Here is a 13,249-nt window from a genome sequence, read left to right on the forward strand (position 1 = left end):
CCTTCCCCGTCCCCCGTCCCCGCGGTGGCTACTGGATGCTGTCGACCTCCGGGAGCGTGCCCGAGCGGGCGGCCCGGCCGTACCACAGGGCACTGGACTTGGGTGTCCGTTCCAGCGTGGTGTAGTCGACGTAGACGGCGCCGAATCGCTTCTCGTAGCCGTACGCCCACTCGAAGTTGTCCAGCAGGGACCACAGGTAGTAGCCGCGGACGTCCGCGCCGTCGGCGATCGCGCGGCGGACCGCGGCGAGGTGGCCGTGCAGGTAGGCGATGCGCTCGGGGTCGTGGACGCGGCCGTCGGGGTCGGGCTTGTCGTCGTAGGCCGCGCCGTTCTCCGTGATGTAGAGGGGCAGGCCCGGGGCCTCACGGGTGTAGCGCATGATCAGGTCGTGCAGGCCCGTCGGGTCGATCGTCCAGCCCATCTCCGTCCGCTCGCCCGGAGTCTGGTGGAAGGTGACGTCGTCCGCGCCGGGCCAGGGGGAGTGGTCGCTGCTGCCGTGGCCGTCGGCGCGCGGGGCGGGCGCGTTCGGGTCGGCCGCCGAGACCAGCGCGGGCGTGTAGTAGTTGAGGCCCAGCGCGTCGAGCGGCTGGTGGATCAGGGCCAGGTCGCCGTCCTCGACGAACGACCAGTCCGTGATCGGCTCCGTGGCCGCGATCAGCGTCTGCGGATACGCCCCGTGCAGGATCGGCCCGTGGAAGACCCCGTTGGCCAGGTCGTCGATCTTCCGCGCCGCCGCCAGGTCCGCCGCGTCCTGCGAGAGGGGCCTGACGACCGAGGAGTTGAGGCTGAGCGCCACCGTGTTGCGGGCCGGCATCGAGGCGCGCAGGGCCGACGTGCCCAGCCCGTGCGCCAGGTTCAGCGTGTGCGCCGCCTTCAGCGAGGCCGCGGGGTCGGTACGGCCCGGCGCGTGCACCCCGGAGGCGTAGCCCAGGAAGGCCGCGCACCAGGGCTCGTTGAGGGTGATCCACTGCTCCACCCGGTCGCCGAGCGCCTCCCCGACGATCTGCGCGTACTCGGCGAAGCGGTACGCGGTGTCGCGCTCCGGCCAGCCGCCCGCGTCCTCCAGCTCCTGGGGCAGGTCCCAGTGGTAGAGCGTCACGGCCGGCTTGATGCCGCGCGCGAGCAGCTCGTCCACGAGACGGCGGTAGAAGTCCAGGCCACGCTGGACCGCGGGGCCGCGTCCGGTCGGCTGCACCCGGGACCAGGAGATCGAGAAGCGGTACGCCGTCAGGCCCAGGTCGGCCATGAGCGCCACGTCGTCGCGGTAGCGGTGGTAGTGGTCGACAGCGATGTCACCGTGCTCGCCGCCGGCGGTCTTGCCCGGGGTGTGGCTGAAGGTGTCCCAGATGGAGGGCGTACGGCCGTCCTCCCGCACCGCCCCCTCGATCTGGTACGCGGAGGTCGCGGCACCCCAGAGGAAGGCGGGGGGAAAGGTCACCGGGGTCTCCGGCGATGCGGAATCGGGCATGAAAGCGCTCCCATCGGAGGTCAGGGAAAGACCGACAGATAGAGGGGGGAGGGGAAGAGGAGAGGGGCCGGAGCGGCTGCGGTCCGGCCCCGGAAACCGTCGGGGGAAGGCCGATGGACGAGGCGTCAGCCCTTGATCGCGCCCTGCATGATGCCGCCCACGATCTGCTTGCCGAACAGGAGGAAGGCGATCAGCAGCGGCAGCGTGCCGAGGAACGCACCCGCCATGATCACGGCCTGGTCGGGGACGTAGCCGGTGCCGAGCGAGTTGAGGGCCACCTGCACGGTCGGGTTCTGCTGGTTCAGGGCGATGATCGGCCACAGGAAGTCGTTCCAGGCGAACACGAAGGTCAGCAGACCGAGCACGGCCATCGCGGGCCGCGCCGCCGGGAACACCACGTGCCACACCACCCGGATGCTGCTCGCCCCGTCCACCCGGGCCGCCTCGATCAGCTCCGTGGGCAGCGCCTGCACCAGGTACTGCCGCATGAAGAAGGTGCCGAACGCCGTCACCAGGGTCGGCAGGATCACCGTCTGGAGCTGGTTCGACCAGCCGAGGTCCGCCATCCACAGGTACAGCGGTACGACCGCCAGCTGCGGCGGGATCATCATCGTGCCGATCGTCAGCAGCAGCAGGAAACCGGAGAACCTGAACCGCAGCTTGGCGAAGGCGAACCCGGCGAGCGTGGAGAACAGCACCGTGCTGATCGTGATGGCACCCGCCACGACCACGCTGTTCACCATGGCGGTGCCGAGCCCGGCCTCGTCCCAGGCGGTCTGCATGTTCTTGAACAGGTTCCCGCCGAACCACAGCGGCGGCGGTGTCTCGGCGAGCCTGCGGTCGGTGCGCGAGGCGGCGATCGCCGTCCACACCAGGGGCGCCAGCGAGATCAGCGCGAAGAGCGCGAGGACGAGGTAGGTGACCGGGCCGGCGTGCAGCTGCTTGCCCGCCCCCATCACCCGACGGGACCGGCGTCCCTTGCCGCCCGCCTGGGGCAACGTCAGTTCACTGGTGGTCATTGGGACTTCCTCAGCCGTCGGGTGACCAGCAGATTGATCGCGGCGATGATCAACAGGATCAGGAACATCGACCAGGCGATCGCGGACGCCTTGCCGAGGTTGCCGATGATCCAGCCCTGGTCGTACATGTACAGGCCGAGCGTCTGGTACTGGTGCTCGGAGCCGCCCTTGGAACCGCTCACCCCGCCGAACAGCAGGGGCTCGCCGAAGAGCTGGGTCGCGCCGATGGTGGACACCACCACCGTGAACAGGATGGTCGGCCGGAGCTGCGGGACCGTCACGTGCCGGAACTGCTGCCAGCGGTTGGCCCCGTCGATCGCCGCCGACTCGTACAGGTCGGCCGGGATGGCCTGCATCGCCGCGAGGTAGATCAGCGCGTTGTAGCCGGTCCACCGCCAGATCACGATCGAGGAGACCGCGAACTGCGAACCCCAGTCGGACTCACGCCAGTTGATCGGATCGATCCCGACGAAGTCGAGGAGCCAGTTGATCATGCCGCCGTCCCACGAGTACAGCAGCGTGAAGACGAGGGTCGCCGCCGCCACCGAGGTGGCGTACGGGGTCAGCATCACGACCCGCCACACGGTCGAGCCGCGCAGCTTGTAGTTGAGCAGATGGGCCAGCCCGATGGCCGCCATCAGCTGCGGCACGGTCGAGATCACACCGATGGTGAAGGTGTTCTTGAGGGCGTTCCAGAAGAAGTCCGAGGACAGCAGGTTCTTGTAGTTGTCCAGGCCCGCCCAGGTCTGGGTGTCCAGCGAGGACAGCTGCACGTCGTGCAGCGAGTACCAGGCCGTGTACAGCAGCGGGACCAGCGAGAACGCCCCGAAGATGACGAAGAAGGGGGCGATGAACACGTACGGAGACGCCTTCATGTCCCAGCGGTACAGCCGGCTGCGCCAGGGGCCCTTGCCCTCGGGCGGCGTACCGCGACCGTCAGCGCCCCGGGCCGCGCCCGGCTGGGAGCCGGGCGCGGCCTCGACGCTCGACGCGGGATGCGCGAGTGCCTGCTTGGGGCTTGTCACTGGCCGAGCACGTCCTTGATCTCGTTCGTGGCAGCGTCCCAGCCCTGCTCGGGGGACTTGCCCTTCTGCTCGACCTGGAGGATGCCGATGTCGGTCAGCGCGGTGTTGATCGGCTGGTCCTTGACGCCGAAGACCTGCGCCGGGATGGTCTTCGCCGAGTCGGAGAAGATCTGCGTGATCGGCGCGTTGCTGAAGAACTCCGTGGTGGCGGCGGCCGGCTTCAGGGTGGAGTACGCCGACGGGGTCGACGGGAAGCTGGCCTGCTTGGCGAAGACCTTGGCCTGCTGCTCGGGCGCGGTCAGCCACTTCGCGAGCTCGATGGCCTCCTTCTGGTGCTTGCCCGCCGTCGGCACGCCGATGAACGAGCCGCCCCAGTTGCCCGCGGTCGGCGCGGCCGCCACGTCCCACTTGCCCTTGCCGGCCTCACCGGACTTCTCCTGGATGTAACCGATCATCCAGGCGGGGCAGGCCACCGTGGCGAAGGAGGCGTTCGCGTAGCCCTGGTCCCACGGCTTGTCGAACTGCTTGAGCTTCGCCGACATGTTGCTGGTGGCCACGGACATCGCGACGTCCCAGGCGTTCTTCACGCCCTGGGACTTGTCCCAGACGACCTCGCCGCTCTTGTCGTAGTAGCGCTCGCTCTCACCGTTGAGGACCGCGTTGTAGACGGAGGAGGCCGAGTCCACGAACTTGGTGCCGCTGGGCGCCTTCTTCATGTACTGCTTGCCGAGGTCGACGTACTTGTTCCAGTCGCCCTTCCACTGCGCGGCGAGCTTGGTGCGGTCGGTCTCCAGACCGGCCTTGGCGAACAGGTCCTTGCGGTAGCAGATCGCCATCGGGCCGATGTCGGTGCCGAGGCCGATGAGCTTGCCGTCGGGGGTGGTGGCCTGGGCGTTCTTCCAGTCCAGCCACTGCGACTTGTCGACGTCCTTGCCGAGGTCCACGAACTTGGAGCCCTGCGTCTGCACGGCCTCGGTGATGTTGCCGACCTCGATGGCCTGGATGTCGTCGGTGCCGGAGCCGGCCTGCAGCCGGGTGAGGACCTTCGGCCAGTAGACGTCGGTACGGGTGGTGACGTTCTCCTTGATGGTGATGCCGGGGTGTGACTTCATGTACTCGTCGTAGAGCCCGGCCTGCTTGTAGCCGAAGACCCCGAAGGTGCCGATGGTCAGCGTTGTCTTGCCGCCGCCGGAGTTGTTGCCGGTCCCCGACGAGTCACTGTCGTCGGAGTCGCTGGAACAGCCGGCCAGCACTCCCGTGGCCAGTGCGGTGACGGCCGCCAGGGCCAACAGCCGGTGGGACCGGCGGGTAGTCGTGCGCATTGCGTCCTCCTGTTGCCTGACGTGCCGACCCCCCGGCCAACTGCGTTGTTGGACCCGTTAGTTCATGCTGCGGCTCGGGCGGGGAACGTGCGGGATATTTATGTGTCAGGTACCGTGGGAGCGCTCCCATCGGTGATGTGTTGAAGGTTCGCGGGTTGGAGCGAGGGTGTCAAGGGAGTCGACGCGGAGAGATGCGTTCAGTTATCAGCCCGTTAACTGGACCCGCTCGGTCCGTCCGGCGACCGAGGGCGGAGCGGTCCGGACCGAAGCGGGGGTGCGGGGTCGGCAGCCCCCGTGACAGCCACTGGAGCAGGCGGGACTGTTAGATTCCAGGCCAGCTAAGAGACACGGCGGGGAAGGCGGAGCCCAATGGCAAGCCACGGAGCGCGGAGCCGAAGCGGTGGCCGGCCCACCCTCGAAGAGGTCGCCGCGCGCGCCGGCGTCGGCCGCGGGACCGTTTCCCGGGTGATCAACGGCTCGCCCCGGGTCAGTGACGCCACCCGGGCGGCGGTCGAGGCGGCGGTGGCGGAACTCGGGTACGTCCCCAACACGGCCGCGCGCGCCCTGGCGGCCAACCGCACGGACGCCATCGCGCTGGTCGTGCCCGAGCCGGAGACCCGGTTCTTCGCGGAGCCGTACTTCTCGGACATGCTCAAGGGCGTCGGTGCCGAGATCTCCGAGACCGAGATGCAGCTCCTGCTGATCTTCGCGGGCAGCGACCGGGAACGGCAGCGGCTGGCCCAGTACCTGGCCGCCCACCGGGTCGACGGCGTCCTGCTGGTGTCGGTCCACGCCGACGACCCGCTCCCCGACCTGCTGTCCCAGCTGGAGATCCCGGCGGTGATCAGCGGCCCGCGCTCGGCCGCCGAGACGCTCCCGTCGGTGGACTCCGACAACTACGGCGGCGGCCGCTCGGCCGTGGAGCACCTGCTGGCGGGCGGCCGCCGCACGATCGCGCACATCACCGGCCGCCTCGACGTCTACGGCGCCCAGCGGCGCGTCGACGGCTACAGGGACGCGCTGCGGGACGCCGGCCACGAGGTGGACGAGCGGCTGATCGAGCCCGGTGACTTCACCGAGGAGGGCGGCCGCCGGGCGATGACGAAGCTGCTGGCCCGCCGCCCCGACCTGGACGCGGTCTTCGCCGGCTCGGACGTCATGGCGGCCGGCGCCCGCCAGGTCCTGCGCGAGGAGGGCCGTGGCATCCCCTCGGACGTGGCCCTGGTCGGCTACGACGATTCGGCCATAGCCCGCCACATGGACCCGCCCCTCACCAGCGTCCGCCAGCCCATCGAGGAGATGGGCCGGCACATGATCGACCTGCTCCTCTCGGAGATCGCCGACCGCCGCCCGGCGGTGTCCCGGAACCTGGAGCGCAGGCAGGTCGTCCTGGCCACGGAGCTGGTGCCCCGGGCGTCGTCCTGACCTGGTGCGTCAAGAGGTTGAACGCAAGGATCTCGGACCGGTCGGGCGGCGTACGCGATCCGTGGGCACGGCGGGGCCGGTTTCGTGAGGCTCACGCCGTTCTGAGGCGGTGGCCGGTCGCCTGCCCGGGGGCCACGCTCGTGACCGGCACGTCCGTGCAGCCGTACGCCCGTCGGCGCCGCCTCCTGAAACGACCTCAGCCGGTGATCCTGTCTCCAGGATCACCGGCTGAGGTGATGAGGGTGAGTGACGGGACTTGAACCCGCGGCCACCTGGACCACAACCAGGTGCTCTACCAACTGAGCTACACCCACCATGTTCGGCAGTTCGGATTTCTCCGACCGGCCGAGAAAAAGTGTACAGGGTCCGAAGGGGTGCTCGCGCACGGGTTTACTGCGCAGGCAGCACGTGCTTCGCGGCGATCGCCTTCGCGGTGTCGGAGTCGGGCCCGGGCTGCGGGACGAAGATCGCCTCGCGGTAGTAGCGCAGCTCCGCGATGGACTCGCGGATGTCGGCGAGGGCGCGGTGGTTGCCGTTCTTGTCCGGGCTGTTGAAGTAGGCCCGCGGGTACCAGCGCCGGGCGAGCTCCTTGACGGAGCTGACGTCCACGATCCGGTAGTGCAGGTAGTCCTCCAGGGTGGGCATGTCCCGGAGGAGGAAACCGCGGTCGGTGCCCACGGAGTTGCCGCACAGCGGGGCCTTGCCGGGCTCCTTGACGTGCTCGCGGACGTAGGCGAGGACCTGCTCCTCGGCCTCGGCGAGGGTCGTGCCGCCGGACAGCTCCTCTAGCAGCCCGGACGCGGTGTGCATCTGACGCACCACCTCCGGCATCGTCTCCAGCGCCCGGTCCGGCGGGCGGATGACGATGTCCACGCCGTCACCGAGCACGTTGAGCTCGGAGTCGGTGACGAGGGCGGCTACCTCGATGAGAGCGTCGTCGGACAGCGAGAGGCCGGTCATCTCGCAGTCGATCCACACCATGCGATCGTTCATGCGACCACCCTAAAGCGGGCCTGGCCGTTTGGGGTGACCGGTGCCGCAGTCCGCGTACCAAGGGGCTGCCGCCCTCTGGACCCCCGTATCGGCCCGCAAGGGGCCGCGTCCTCGAACGCCGGACGGGCTGGAAGTGCCCGCCCGGCGTCAGGACGTCATGATCCGCTGCGCTGCCCCGGCAGTCCCACCCGGCCGGTCGCGTAGAGCTCGCGGCCGTTGTCCGACGACGGGCCCACGGGGGCCGGGGTGCGGCGGGTCTGGAGCGGCACGGGGCCGCTGTCCGGGTGCAGCTGCACCGGCGGGCTGGGCGCGGGACCCGTCGGGCCCCCCAGCGGACCGTCGCTGTCCACCGGCTTGTCACCCTGCGGACGGCGGGCCCGGTAGGCGGCCCGGTAGGCGGCCGGGGACGAGCCCAGCTGCCGCCGGAAGTGCCCGCGCAGCGCCACCGGCGAGCGGAAGCCGCAGCGCCCCGCGACCTCGTCCACCGAGTAGTCCGACGTCTCCAGGAGACGCTGGGCCTGGAGCACCCGCTGGGTGATCAGCCACTGCAGCGGCGCCGAGCCCGTCAGCGAGCGGAACCGGCGGTCGAACGTACGACGGCTCATGTACGCCCGCGCCGCGAGCGTCTCCACGTCGAACTGCTCGTGGAGGTGCTCCAGCGCCCAGGCGACGACCTCGGCGAGCGGGTCGGCGCCGATCTCCTCTGGTAAAGACCTGTCGAGGTAGCGCTCCTGACCGCCCGAGCGGCGCGGTGGGACCACGAGCCGGCGGGCCAGCGCGCCGGCCGCCTCGTTGCCGTGGTCCGTCCGCACGATGTGGAGACAGAGGTCGATTCCGGCCGCGGTACCGGCCGAGGTCAGTACGTCGCCGTCGTCCACGAAGAGTTCTCGTGGATCCACGTGCACCGACGGATAGCGCTTGGCCAGCGTCGGCGCGTACATCCAGTGTGTGGTCGCGGGGCGGCCGTCCAGCAGGCCCGCCGCCGCCAGCACGAAGGCGCCGGTGCACAGTCCCACTATGCGGGCGCCTTCCTCGTGCGCCCGGCGCAGTGCGTCGAGCGCCTCCTCCGGCGGCGGTGAAGTGATCGAGCGCCAGGCCGGTACGACGACCGTGCCCGCGCGTGAGATCGCTTCCAGGCCATGCGGTGCGGTGAGTTCCAGGCCCCCTGTGGTCCGCAGTGGGCCTTCCTCGCCGCCGCACACCAAAAGGCGGTAGCGCGGCACGCCGGCGTCCTGGCGGTCAATCCCGAACACCGACAAAGGTATGGAACTCTCGAAGATGGGGCCGCCGCTGAACAGCAGCACCGCGACGATCTCCTTGCGGCGTCGCCCGGAAAGCTTCCGGGCCGCGGCTTCCGGCGCGGCAGTGGAGTCGTGGCTCATACTGCTAAGCCCCCCTCGGTGGTCGCGGCTCCTCGGTTGTGTCGCTCCTGCACGTTTCCCCTCGGTCCTGCACGAGTCCCCCGCCGTAAGACGTCAAGATCGAATCTACTGTGTCCCGTGGTGTCGGCGTGACCAGTTCGTCATCCGGCACATTGTCGACTTGGCAACTTGGCGTAAAGCATTCGATCACGAAGCGTTGCACTCGTGGGCCGTGCAGGGAAGTGCGCCTTGTGGCAGTGGCTAATCCACGTAGGGTGCGCGAGCCCCTGGACACCCTATCCGTGCAGGTGGAACGGGGGTTGAGGGGTGGTCGGACCAAGGGACACGCCCAACGCGGAAGTTGGCTGAAAAGAATCGTCGCGGTGCATGGAAACCGGTCAGCCGACCGGTGTATTTCCCCCGGTGTGACGACCGCCCCGACGGGCCCCGCCGCCGCTCCGGTGGCGGCGGCCACGACGGGGTGCCGGCTCCTCGGCGTGCGGATGTGCCGCGCCGCGCTCCGACTGGCGCAGGAGGATACGGCAGACGGCCGTGACGGCGGCGAGACCGAGGGCGGTGCCCGTCGCGCCGGCCAGCGAGGTGCCGTACCAGACGAGCACCACGGGGACGAGGACGCAGCTGAAGGCCGCCCAGCGGATCACGTCCGTGGCGGAGTCCTCGGAAGGGGGTCGGTGTCCGGTCATCGCGTGCTCCCTGGGGGCGTCTCCCTGCGGCGTGGCCACGGGTTCAACGCGTGTTCGACCCTTCGGTCACTGTGTCGAGGGGCCGTCCGGGGGGCCGCGCGGGGGCCGCCGGGTCTGCCGGGGCAAGGGCGGCCGCGTGAATCCTGTGCAAACCGCCTGTACAACGCAGCAACCATTGCGTGACGGGCGGCCCCTCGTGCATGCTCCCTGGAACCCCCACGCATGGGGGGCGGGCTCTGGGCTAAGGAGGCTTGCCGCCGTACCCTTGGGGGTATGGGGTTGGGAAGATGATTCCCGGACACAGCTCCGCCGCACACGGTCGTCCCTTCCATACAAGGATCACAACGCCGAGACAGCCATGGCCGGTCACGAATTCTTCGAACCAGCGGACCGCAAGCGGCCCGTCGCCGACCCCACGGCGGCCGAGCCCCTGGCGGCGGAAGAGCCACGCCGTTCCTGCGACCCCGCCTTCAAGCACGGCGTCGTGGTCGGCTTCGACGGCTCCACCTCCAGCGAGCGCGCCCTCGCCTACGCGATCGGGATGGCCCATCGCTCCGGCTCGGGCCTGATCATCGTGCATGTCGCCAACCGGCTGCCCACCACCGTGTGGGCCGGCTGCGAGCCACCGGTCTTCGTCGACGTGCCGGACCACCGCACCGAGGTGCTCGGCCTGGAGCTCGCCTGCGCGGACTATCTGACCGAGGTCCCCTGGATCCTCGTCGAGCGCGGCGGCGACATCTGCCACGAACTCGAGGAGGTCGGGCAGGAGTACGAGGCGGACGCGATCGTCGTCGGCTCCACCCACGGCATCGTCGGGCGCATCTTCGGCTCCGTCGCGGGGCGGCTCGCCAAGCGGGCGAAGCGGCCCGTCATCGTCATTCCCTGACGCGCGGTTCCCCCAGGTGGGATGTGTGAACCTACCGGCGCGTAGGGGTGTTTGTGCTTTTGTGAAGGGCATATAGCCGTCACGGGCTGCCGGTTGGGGCGTGACGGCCACCGATCGGCCGCGCGGGCCGGGGTGTTGGGCGGCTCCCCGGCAACAGAGACGGACCCCCCGTGCCAGGTGGCATCACGTGGGGGTCCGTTCCGTCGGCGGCTGCGCGGGTGCCTACTCCACGGTGACCGACTTCGCGAGGTTCCTGGGCTTGTCGATGTCCCGGCCCAGGGCCAACGCGGTGTGGTAGGCGAGGAGTTGGAGGGGGATGCCCATCAGGATCGGGTCCAGCTCGTCCTCGTTCTTCGGGACGACGATGGTCTCGTCGGCCTTCTCCTGGTGCTGGTGGGCGACCGCGAGGATCTTGCCGCTGCGGGCCTTGATCTCCTCCAGGGCGGCGCGGTTCTTCTCCAGGAGGTCGTCGTCGGGGACGATCGCCACCGTCGGGAGGGCGGGCTCGATCAGGGCCAGCGGGCCGTGCTTGAGCTCGGAGGCGGGGTAGGCCTCGGCGTGGATGTAGGAGACCTCCTTGAGCTTCAGGGAGGCCTCGCGGGCCACCGGGTAGCCCCGGACGCGGCCGATGAAGAGCATCGATCGGGCCTCGGCGTACTGCTCGGCCAGCTTCTTGATGTGCTCCTCCTGCTCCAGCATCTCGGTGATCTGCGCGGGCAGCCTGCGCAGGCCCTCGATGATCCGCTTGCCGTCGCGGACCGACAGGTCGCGGGTGCGGCCCAGGTGCAGGGCGAGCAGGGCGAAGGCGACCGTGGTGTTGGTGAAGCACTTCGTGGAGACCACGCAGACCTCGGGGCCCGCGTGCACGTAGATGCCGCCGTCCGCCTCGCGGGCGATCGCCGAGCCGACCACGTTGACGACGCCGAGCACCCGCGCGCCCTTGCGCTTCAGCTCCTGGACGGCCGCGAGGACGTCGTAGGTCTCACCGGACTGCGAGACGGCGATGTAGAGGGTGTCGGGGTCGACGACCGCGTTGCGGTAGCGGAACTCCGAGGCGGGCTCGGCGTCGGCGGGGATGCGGGCCAGCTCCTCGATCATCTGGGCGCCGATCATGCCCGCGTGGTACGAGGTGCCGCAGCCCAGGATCTTCACGCGGCGGATCTGGCGGGCCTCGCGGGCGTCCAGGTTCAGGCCGCCGAGGTGCACGGTGGAGAAGCGGTCGTCGATGCGGCCGCGTAGCACGCGGTCCACGGCGTCGGCCTGCTCGTGGATCTCCTTGTGCATGTAGGTGTCGTGGCCGCCCATGTCGTAGGAGGCGGCCTCCCACTCGACGGTGGTGGGCTCGGCCGTCGTACGGGTGCCCTCCGTCGTGTAGGTGCGGAAGTCGTCGGCCTTGAGGGTGGCCATCTCGCCGTCGTCCAGCGTCACGATCTGCCGGGTGTGGGCGACCAGCGCGGCGATGTCGGAGGCGACGAACATCTCCTTCTCGCCGATGCCGAGGACGACCGGGGAGCCGTTGCGGGCCACCACGATGCGGTCGCCGAAGTCGGCGTGCATCACGGCGATGCCGTAGGTGCCCTCGATCACCCGCAGGGTGTCGCGGACCTTGTCCTCCAGCTTCTCCGCCTGGGAGCGCGCGATGAGGTGGACGAGGACCTCGGTGTCGGTGTCGGACAGGAACTCGACACCGTCCGCCTCCAGCTTGCGGCGCAGGTCGGAGGCGTTGTCGATGATGCCGTTGTGGACGACGGCGACCTTGCCCTCGGCGTCCAGGTGCGGGTGGGCGTTCACGTCGGAGGGGGCGCCGTGGGTGGCCCAGCGGGTGTGGGCGATGCCGGTGGTGCCCTTGAAGCGGGCCGGGACCTTGGCCTCCAGGTCGCGCACCCGGCCCTTGGCCTTGACCATCTTCAGCCCGGCCGTCTTCGGCGAGGTGACGACGATGCCCGCCGAGTCGTAGCCGCGGTACTCGAGTCGCTGCAGGCCCTCCAGGAGCAGGGGGGCGACATCACGCTTCCCGATGTATCCGACAATTCCGCACATGTAGATGTGTCCCCTAGCCGTAGACCATGCGGCGCAGCTGCCTCAGCGTCAGCTCCGGCGGCGCCACCGCTCGATATTTCAGGTCCGCCTCGATCCGTCCGAAGATCTCCGCGTTCACCAGGCCCTGGGCCTGGAGCTCGCGGTGGCGGCGACGGACGTAGTCCTCGGTCGTCTCGTCGAAGAAGGCGAGCACGTCTTGGATCACCCGCAGCGCCTCGCCCCGGCTGAGGGGCGTGGACCGCGTCAGATGATCAACGAGTTCGTCGTGCACCCGGTAGATCCTGGGGCACGAGGAGCCGTTTCGCAAGAATCCTGCCCGATATCGGGCAGTGAGCTGTTGATGTCCTTCTGGACACCTGTTCGCAGGCTGTCCGTCCTGCGTCCCGGAGGTGGGTTCAGCCGCCCAGCGCCTTCGCCAGGGCGTCGTCCGGTGCGAAGCGGATCGCGCGGCCGGCTGTCGCGGACGGCAGCATGCGGACCTCGCCGTCGGCGACCCCCACGGCGATGGCCGGGTTGTCCTGGCACACCAGCGTGAACGTCTTGTCCGGGCGGGTTCCGAGGACGAACGCCTGGTCCTCGGGGAAGGGGGCGCGGGCCCCCTGGCGGTAGGCGCACGGCCGCAGCTGCATGGGGTCGCCCACGGCCCGGTAGCCCGCGATGTCCAGACAGGCCCCGGACGCCACATGCCGCAGTGCCACGGCTCCGCCCTCGATGTCGACGACCCGCCACTGCTGGGCCGCGCCCCCGTCGCAGGGGGCCGGCGCGGGGGTGACGTCCGGCGAGGCACCGGCGACACAGCTCCCGGCCGCGGCGACGCTCTCCAGCCGGACGGTCGCGAGGACGGTGCCCGTGCCCGGGGAGGCCGACGGGGCCTGCGAGGGCGCGGCGGGCGGCGGCCCGTAGGAGTTCACGGCGGCTCCGGACCCGGTGTCGGACAGCAGGCTCAGCGTCACGCCGGTGGCCACGGCGGTCACCACGACGGCGGCGGCCAGGGCGAACACGGGAC

At 70.0% G+C, this 13,249-nt stretch carries 12 protein-coding genes and 1 tRNA gene; 2 read left to right on the forward strand and 11 right to left on the reverse strand.

Annotation, left to right across the window (positions count from 1 at the left end; genetic code table 11):
• Positions 1-28 precede the first annotated feature (28 nt).
• The 4 genes from EHS43_RS22870 to EHS43_RS22885 form a co-directional block, all read right to left on the reverse strand.
• Positions 29-1,468 (reverse strand): GH1 family beta-glucosidase, encoded by a 1,440-nt coding sequence (locus EHS43_RS22870; protein WP_125192641.1) that lies wholly within the window; start codon positions 1,466-1,468, stop codon positions 29-31.
• Positions 1,469-1,593: 125 nt separating this feature from the next.
• Complete coding sequence (locus tag EHS43_RS22875; protein ID WP_185806365.1) at positions 1,594-2,487, reverse strand: carbohydrate ABC transporter permease; 894 nt, start codon at positions 2,485-2,487, stop codon at positions 1,594-1,596.
• The gene (locus EHS43_RS22880; RefSeq protein ID WP_125192642.1) at positions 2,484-3,512 is read right to left on the reverse strand and encodes a carbohydrate ABC transporter permease; all 1,029 of its coding nucleotides are present in this window, start codon (positions 3,510-3,512) and stop codon (positions 2,484-2,486) included. The genes EHS43_RS22875 and EHS43_RS22880 overlap by 4 nt, the downstream gene beginning before the upstream one ends.
• Positions 3,509-4,834, reverse strand: coding sequence for an ABC transporter substrate-binding protein (locus EHS43_RS22885; RefSeq protein WP_125192643.1), 1,326 nt, complete (start codon positions 4,832-4,834; stop codon positions 3,509-3,511). Before EHS43_RS22885 ends, EHS43_RS22880 begins: the two co-directional genes overlap by 4 nt.
• A gap of 369 nt (positions 4,835-5,203) precedes the next feature.
• Here EHS43_RS22885 and EHS43_RS22890 point away from each other — a divergent pair, with 369 nt between their 5' ends.
• Positions 5,204-6,259: a LacI family DNA-binding transcriptional regulator gene (locus EHS43_RS22890; RefSeq protein ID WP_125192644.1), complete on the forward strand. Its 1,056-nt coding sequence runs from the start codon at positions 5,204-5,206 to the stop codon at positions 6,257-6,259.
• Positions 6,260-6,500: 241 nt separating this feature from the next.
• Here EHS43_RS22890 and EHS43_RS22895 read toward each other — a convergent pair.
• The 4 genes from EHS43_RS22895 to EHS43_RS22910 form a co-directional block, all read right to left on the reverse strand.
• Positions 6,501-6,573 (reverse strand) — tRNA-His (locus tag EHS43_RS22895).
• 76 nt (positions 6,574-6,649) lie between these two features.
• Positions 6,650-7,252, reverse strand: a complete 603-nt coding sequence (gene orn, locus EHS43_RS22900; RefSeq protein WP_125192645.1) for an oligoribonuclease — start codon at positions 7,250-7,252, stop codon at positions 6,650-6,652.
• A gap of 155 nt (positions 7,253-7,407) precedes the next feature.
• On the reverse strand, positions 7,408-8,634 hold the full coding sequence (locus EHS43_RS22905) for a GlxA family transcriptional regulator (protein ID WP_125192646.1): 1,227 nt from the start codon (positions 8,632-8,634) through the stop codon (positions 7,408-7,410).
• Between the two features lie 377 nt (positions 8,635-9,011).
• The gene (locus tag EHS43_RS22910) at positions 9,012-9,317 is read right to left on the reverse strand and encodes a hypothetical protein (protein WP_125192647.1); all 306 of its coding nucleotides are present in this window, start codon (positions 9,315-9,317) and stop codon (positions 9,012-9,014) included.
• Between the two features lie 358 nt (positions 9,318-9,675).
• Here EHS43_RS22910 and EHS43_RS22915 point away from each other — a divergent pair, with 358 nt between their 5' ends.
• On the forward strand, positions 9,676-10,203 hold the full coding sequence (locus tag EHS43_RS22915; protein WP_125192648.1) for a universal stress protein: 528 nt from the start codon (positions 9,676-9,678) through the stop codon (positions 10,201-10,203).
• Positions 10,204-10,425: 222 nt separating this feature from the next.
• Here the strand turns inward: EHS43_RS22915 and glmS are convergent, their stop codons facing one another.
• From glmS to EHS43_RS22930, 3 genes are all read right to left on the reverse strand, one after another.
• Positions 10,426-12,243 (reverse strand): glutamine--fructose-6-phosphate transaminase (isomerizing), encoded by a 1,818-nt coding sequence (glmS, locus tag EHS43_RS22920; protein WP_125192649.1) that lies wholly within the window; start codon positions 12,241-12,243, stop codon positions 10,426-10,428.
• A 13-nt stretch (positions 12,244-12,256) separates the two neighbouring features.
• Positions 12,257-12,514 carry a hypothetical protein gene (locus tag EHS43_RS22925; protein ID WP_020123260.1) on the reverse strand — a complete coding sequence of 86 codons (258 nt, stop codon included), beginning with the start codon at positions 12,512-12,514 and terminating at the stop codon, positions 12,257-12,259.
• Between the two features lie 124 nt (positions 12,515-12,638).
• The coding region (locus EHS43_RS22930) for an RICIN domain-containing protein (protein ID WP_148104078.1) at positions 12,639-13,249 on the reverse strand (611 nt) is incomplete at its 5' end.

It is taken from the genome of Streptomyces sp. RP5T (assembly GCF_003933965.1).
In the GTDB taxonomy this organism is placed as follows: Bacteria; Actinomycetota; Actinomycetes; order Streptomycetales; family Streptomycetaceae; genus Streptomyces.

Excerpts from the sequence above, each read along its gene's own strand:
- EHS43_RS22885 (WP_125192643.1), bottom strand. The coding sequence starts at position 4,834 with ATGCGCACGACTACCCGCCGGTCCCACCGGCTGTTGGCCCTGGCGGCC.
- EHS43_RS22905 (WP_125192646.1), bottom strand. The coding sequence starts at position 8,634 with ATGAGCCACGACTCCACTGCCGCGCCGGAAGCCGCGGCCCGGAAGCTT.
- EHS43_RS22875 (WP_185806365.1), bottom strand. The coding sequence starts at position 2,487 with ATGACCACCAGTGAACTGACGTTGCCCCAGGCGGGCGGCAAGGGACGC.
- EHS43_RS22915 (WP_125192648.1), top strand. The coding sequence starts at position 9,676 with ATGGCCGGTCACGAATTCTTCGAACCAGCGGACCGCAAGCGGCCCGTC.
- orn (WP_125192645.1), bottom strand. The coding sequence starts at position 7,252 with ATGAACGATCGCATGGTGTGGATCGACTGCGAGATGACCGGCCTCTCG.
- EHS43_RS22910 (WP_125192647.1), bottom strand. The coding sequence starts at position 9,317 with ATGACCGGACACCGACCCCCTTCCGAGGACTCCGCCACGGACGTGATC.
- EHS43_RS22870 (WP_125192641.1), bottom strand. The coding sequence starts at position 1,468 with ATGCCCGATTCCGCATCGCCGGAGACCCCGGTGACCTTTCCCCCCGCC.
- EHS43_RS22890 (WP_125192644.1), top strand. The coding sequence starts at position 5,204 with ATGGCAAGCCACGGAGCGCGGAGCCGAAGCGGTGGCCGGCCCACCCTC.
- glmS (WP_125192649.1), bottom strand. The coding sequence starts at position 12,243 with ATGTGCGGAATTGTCGGATACATCGGGAAGCGTGATGTCGCCCCCCTG.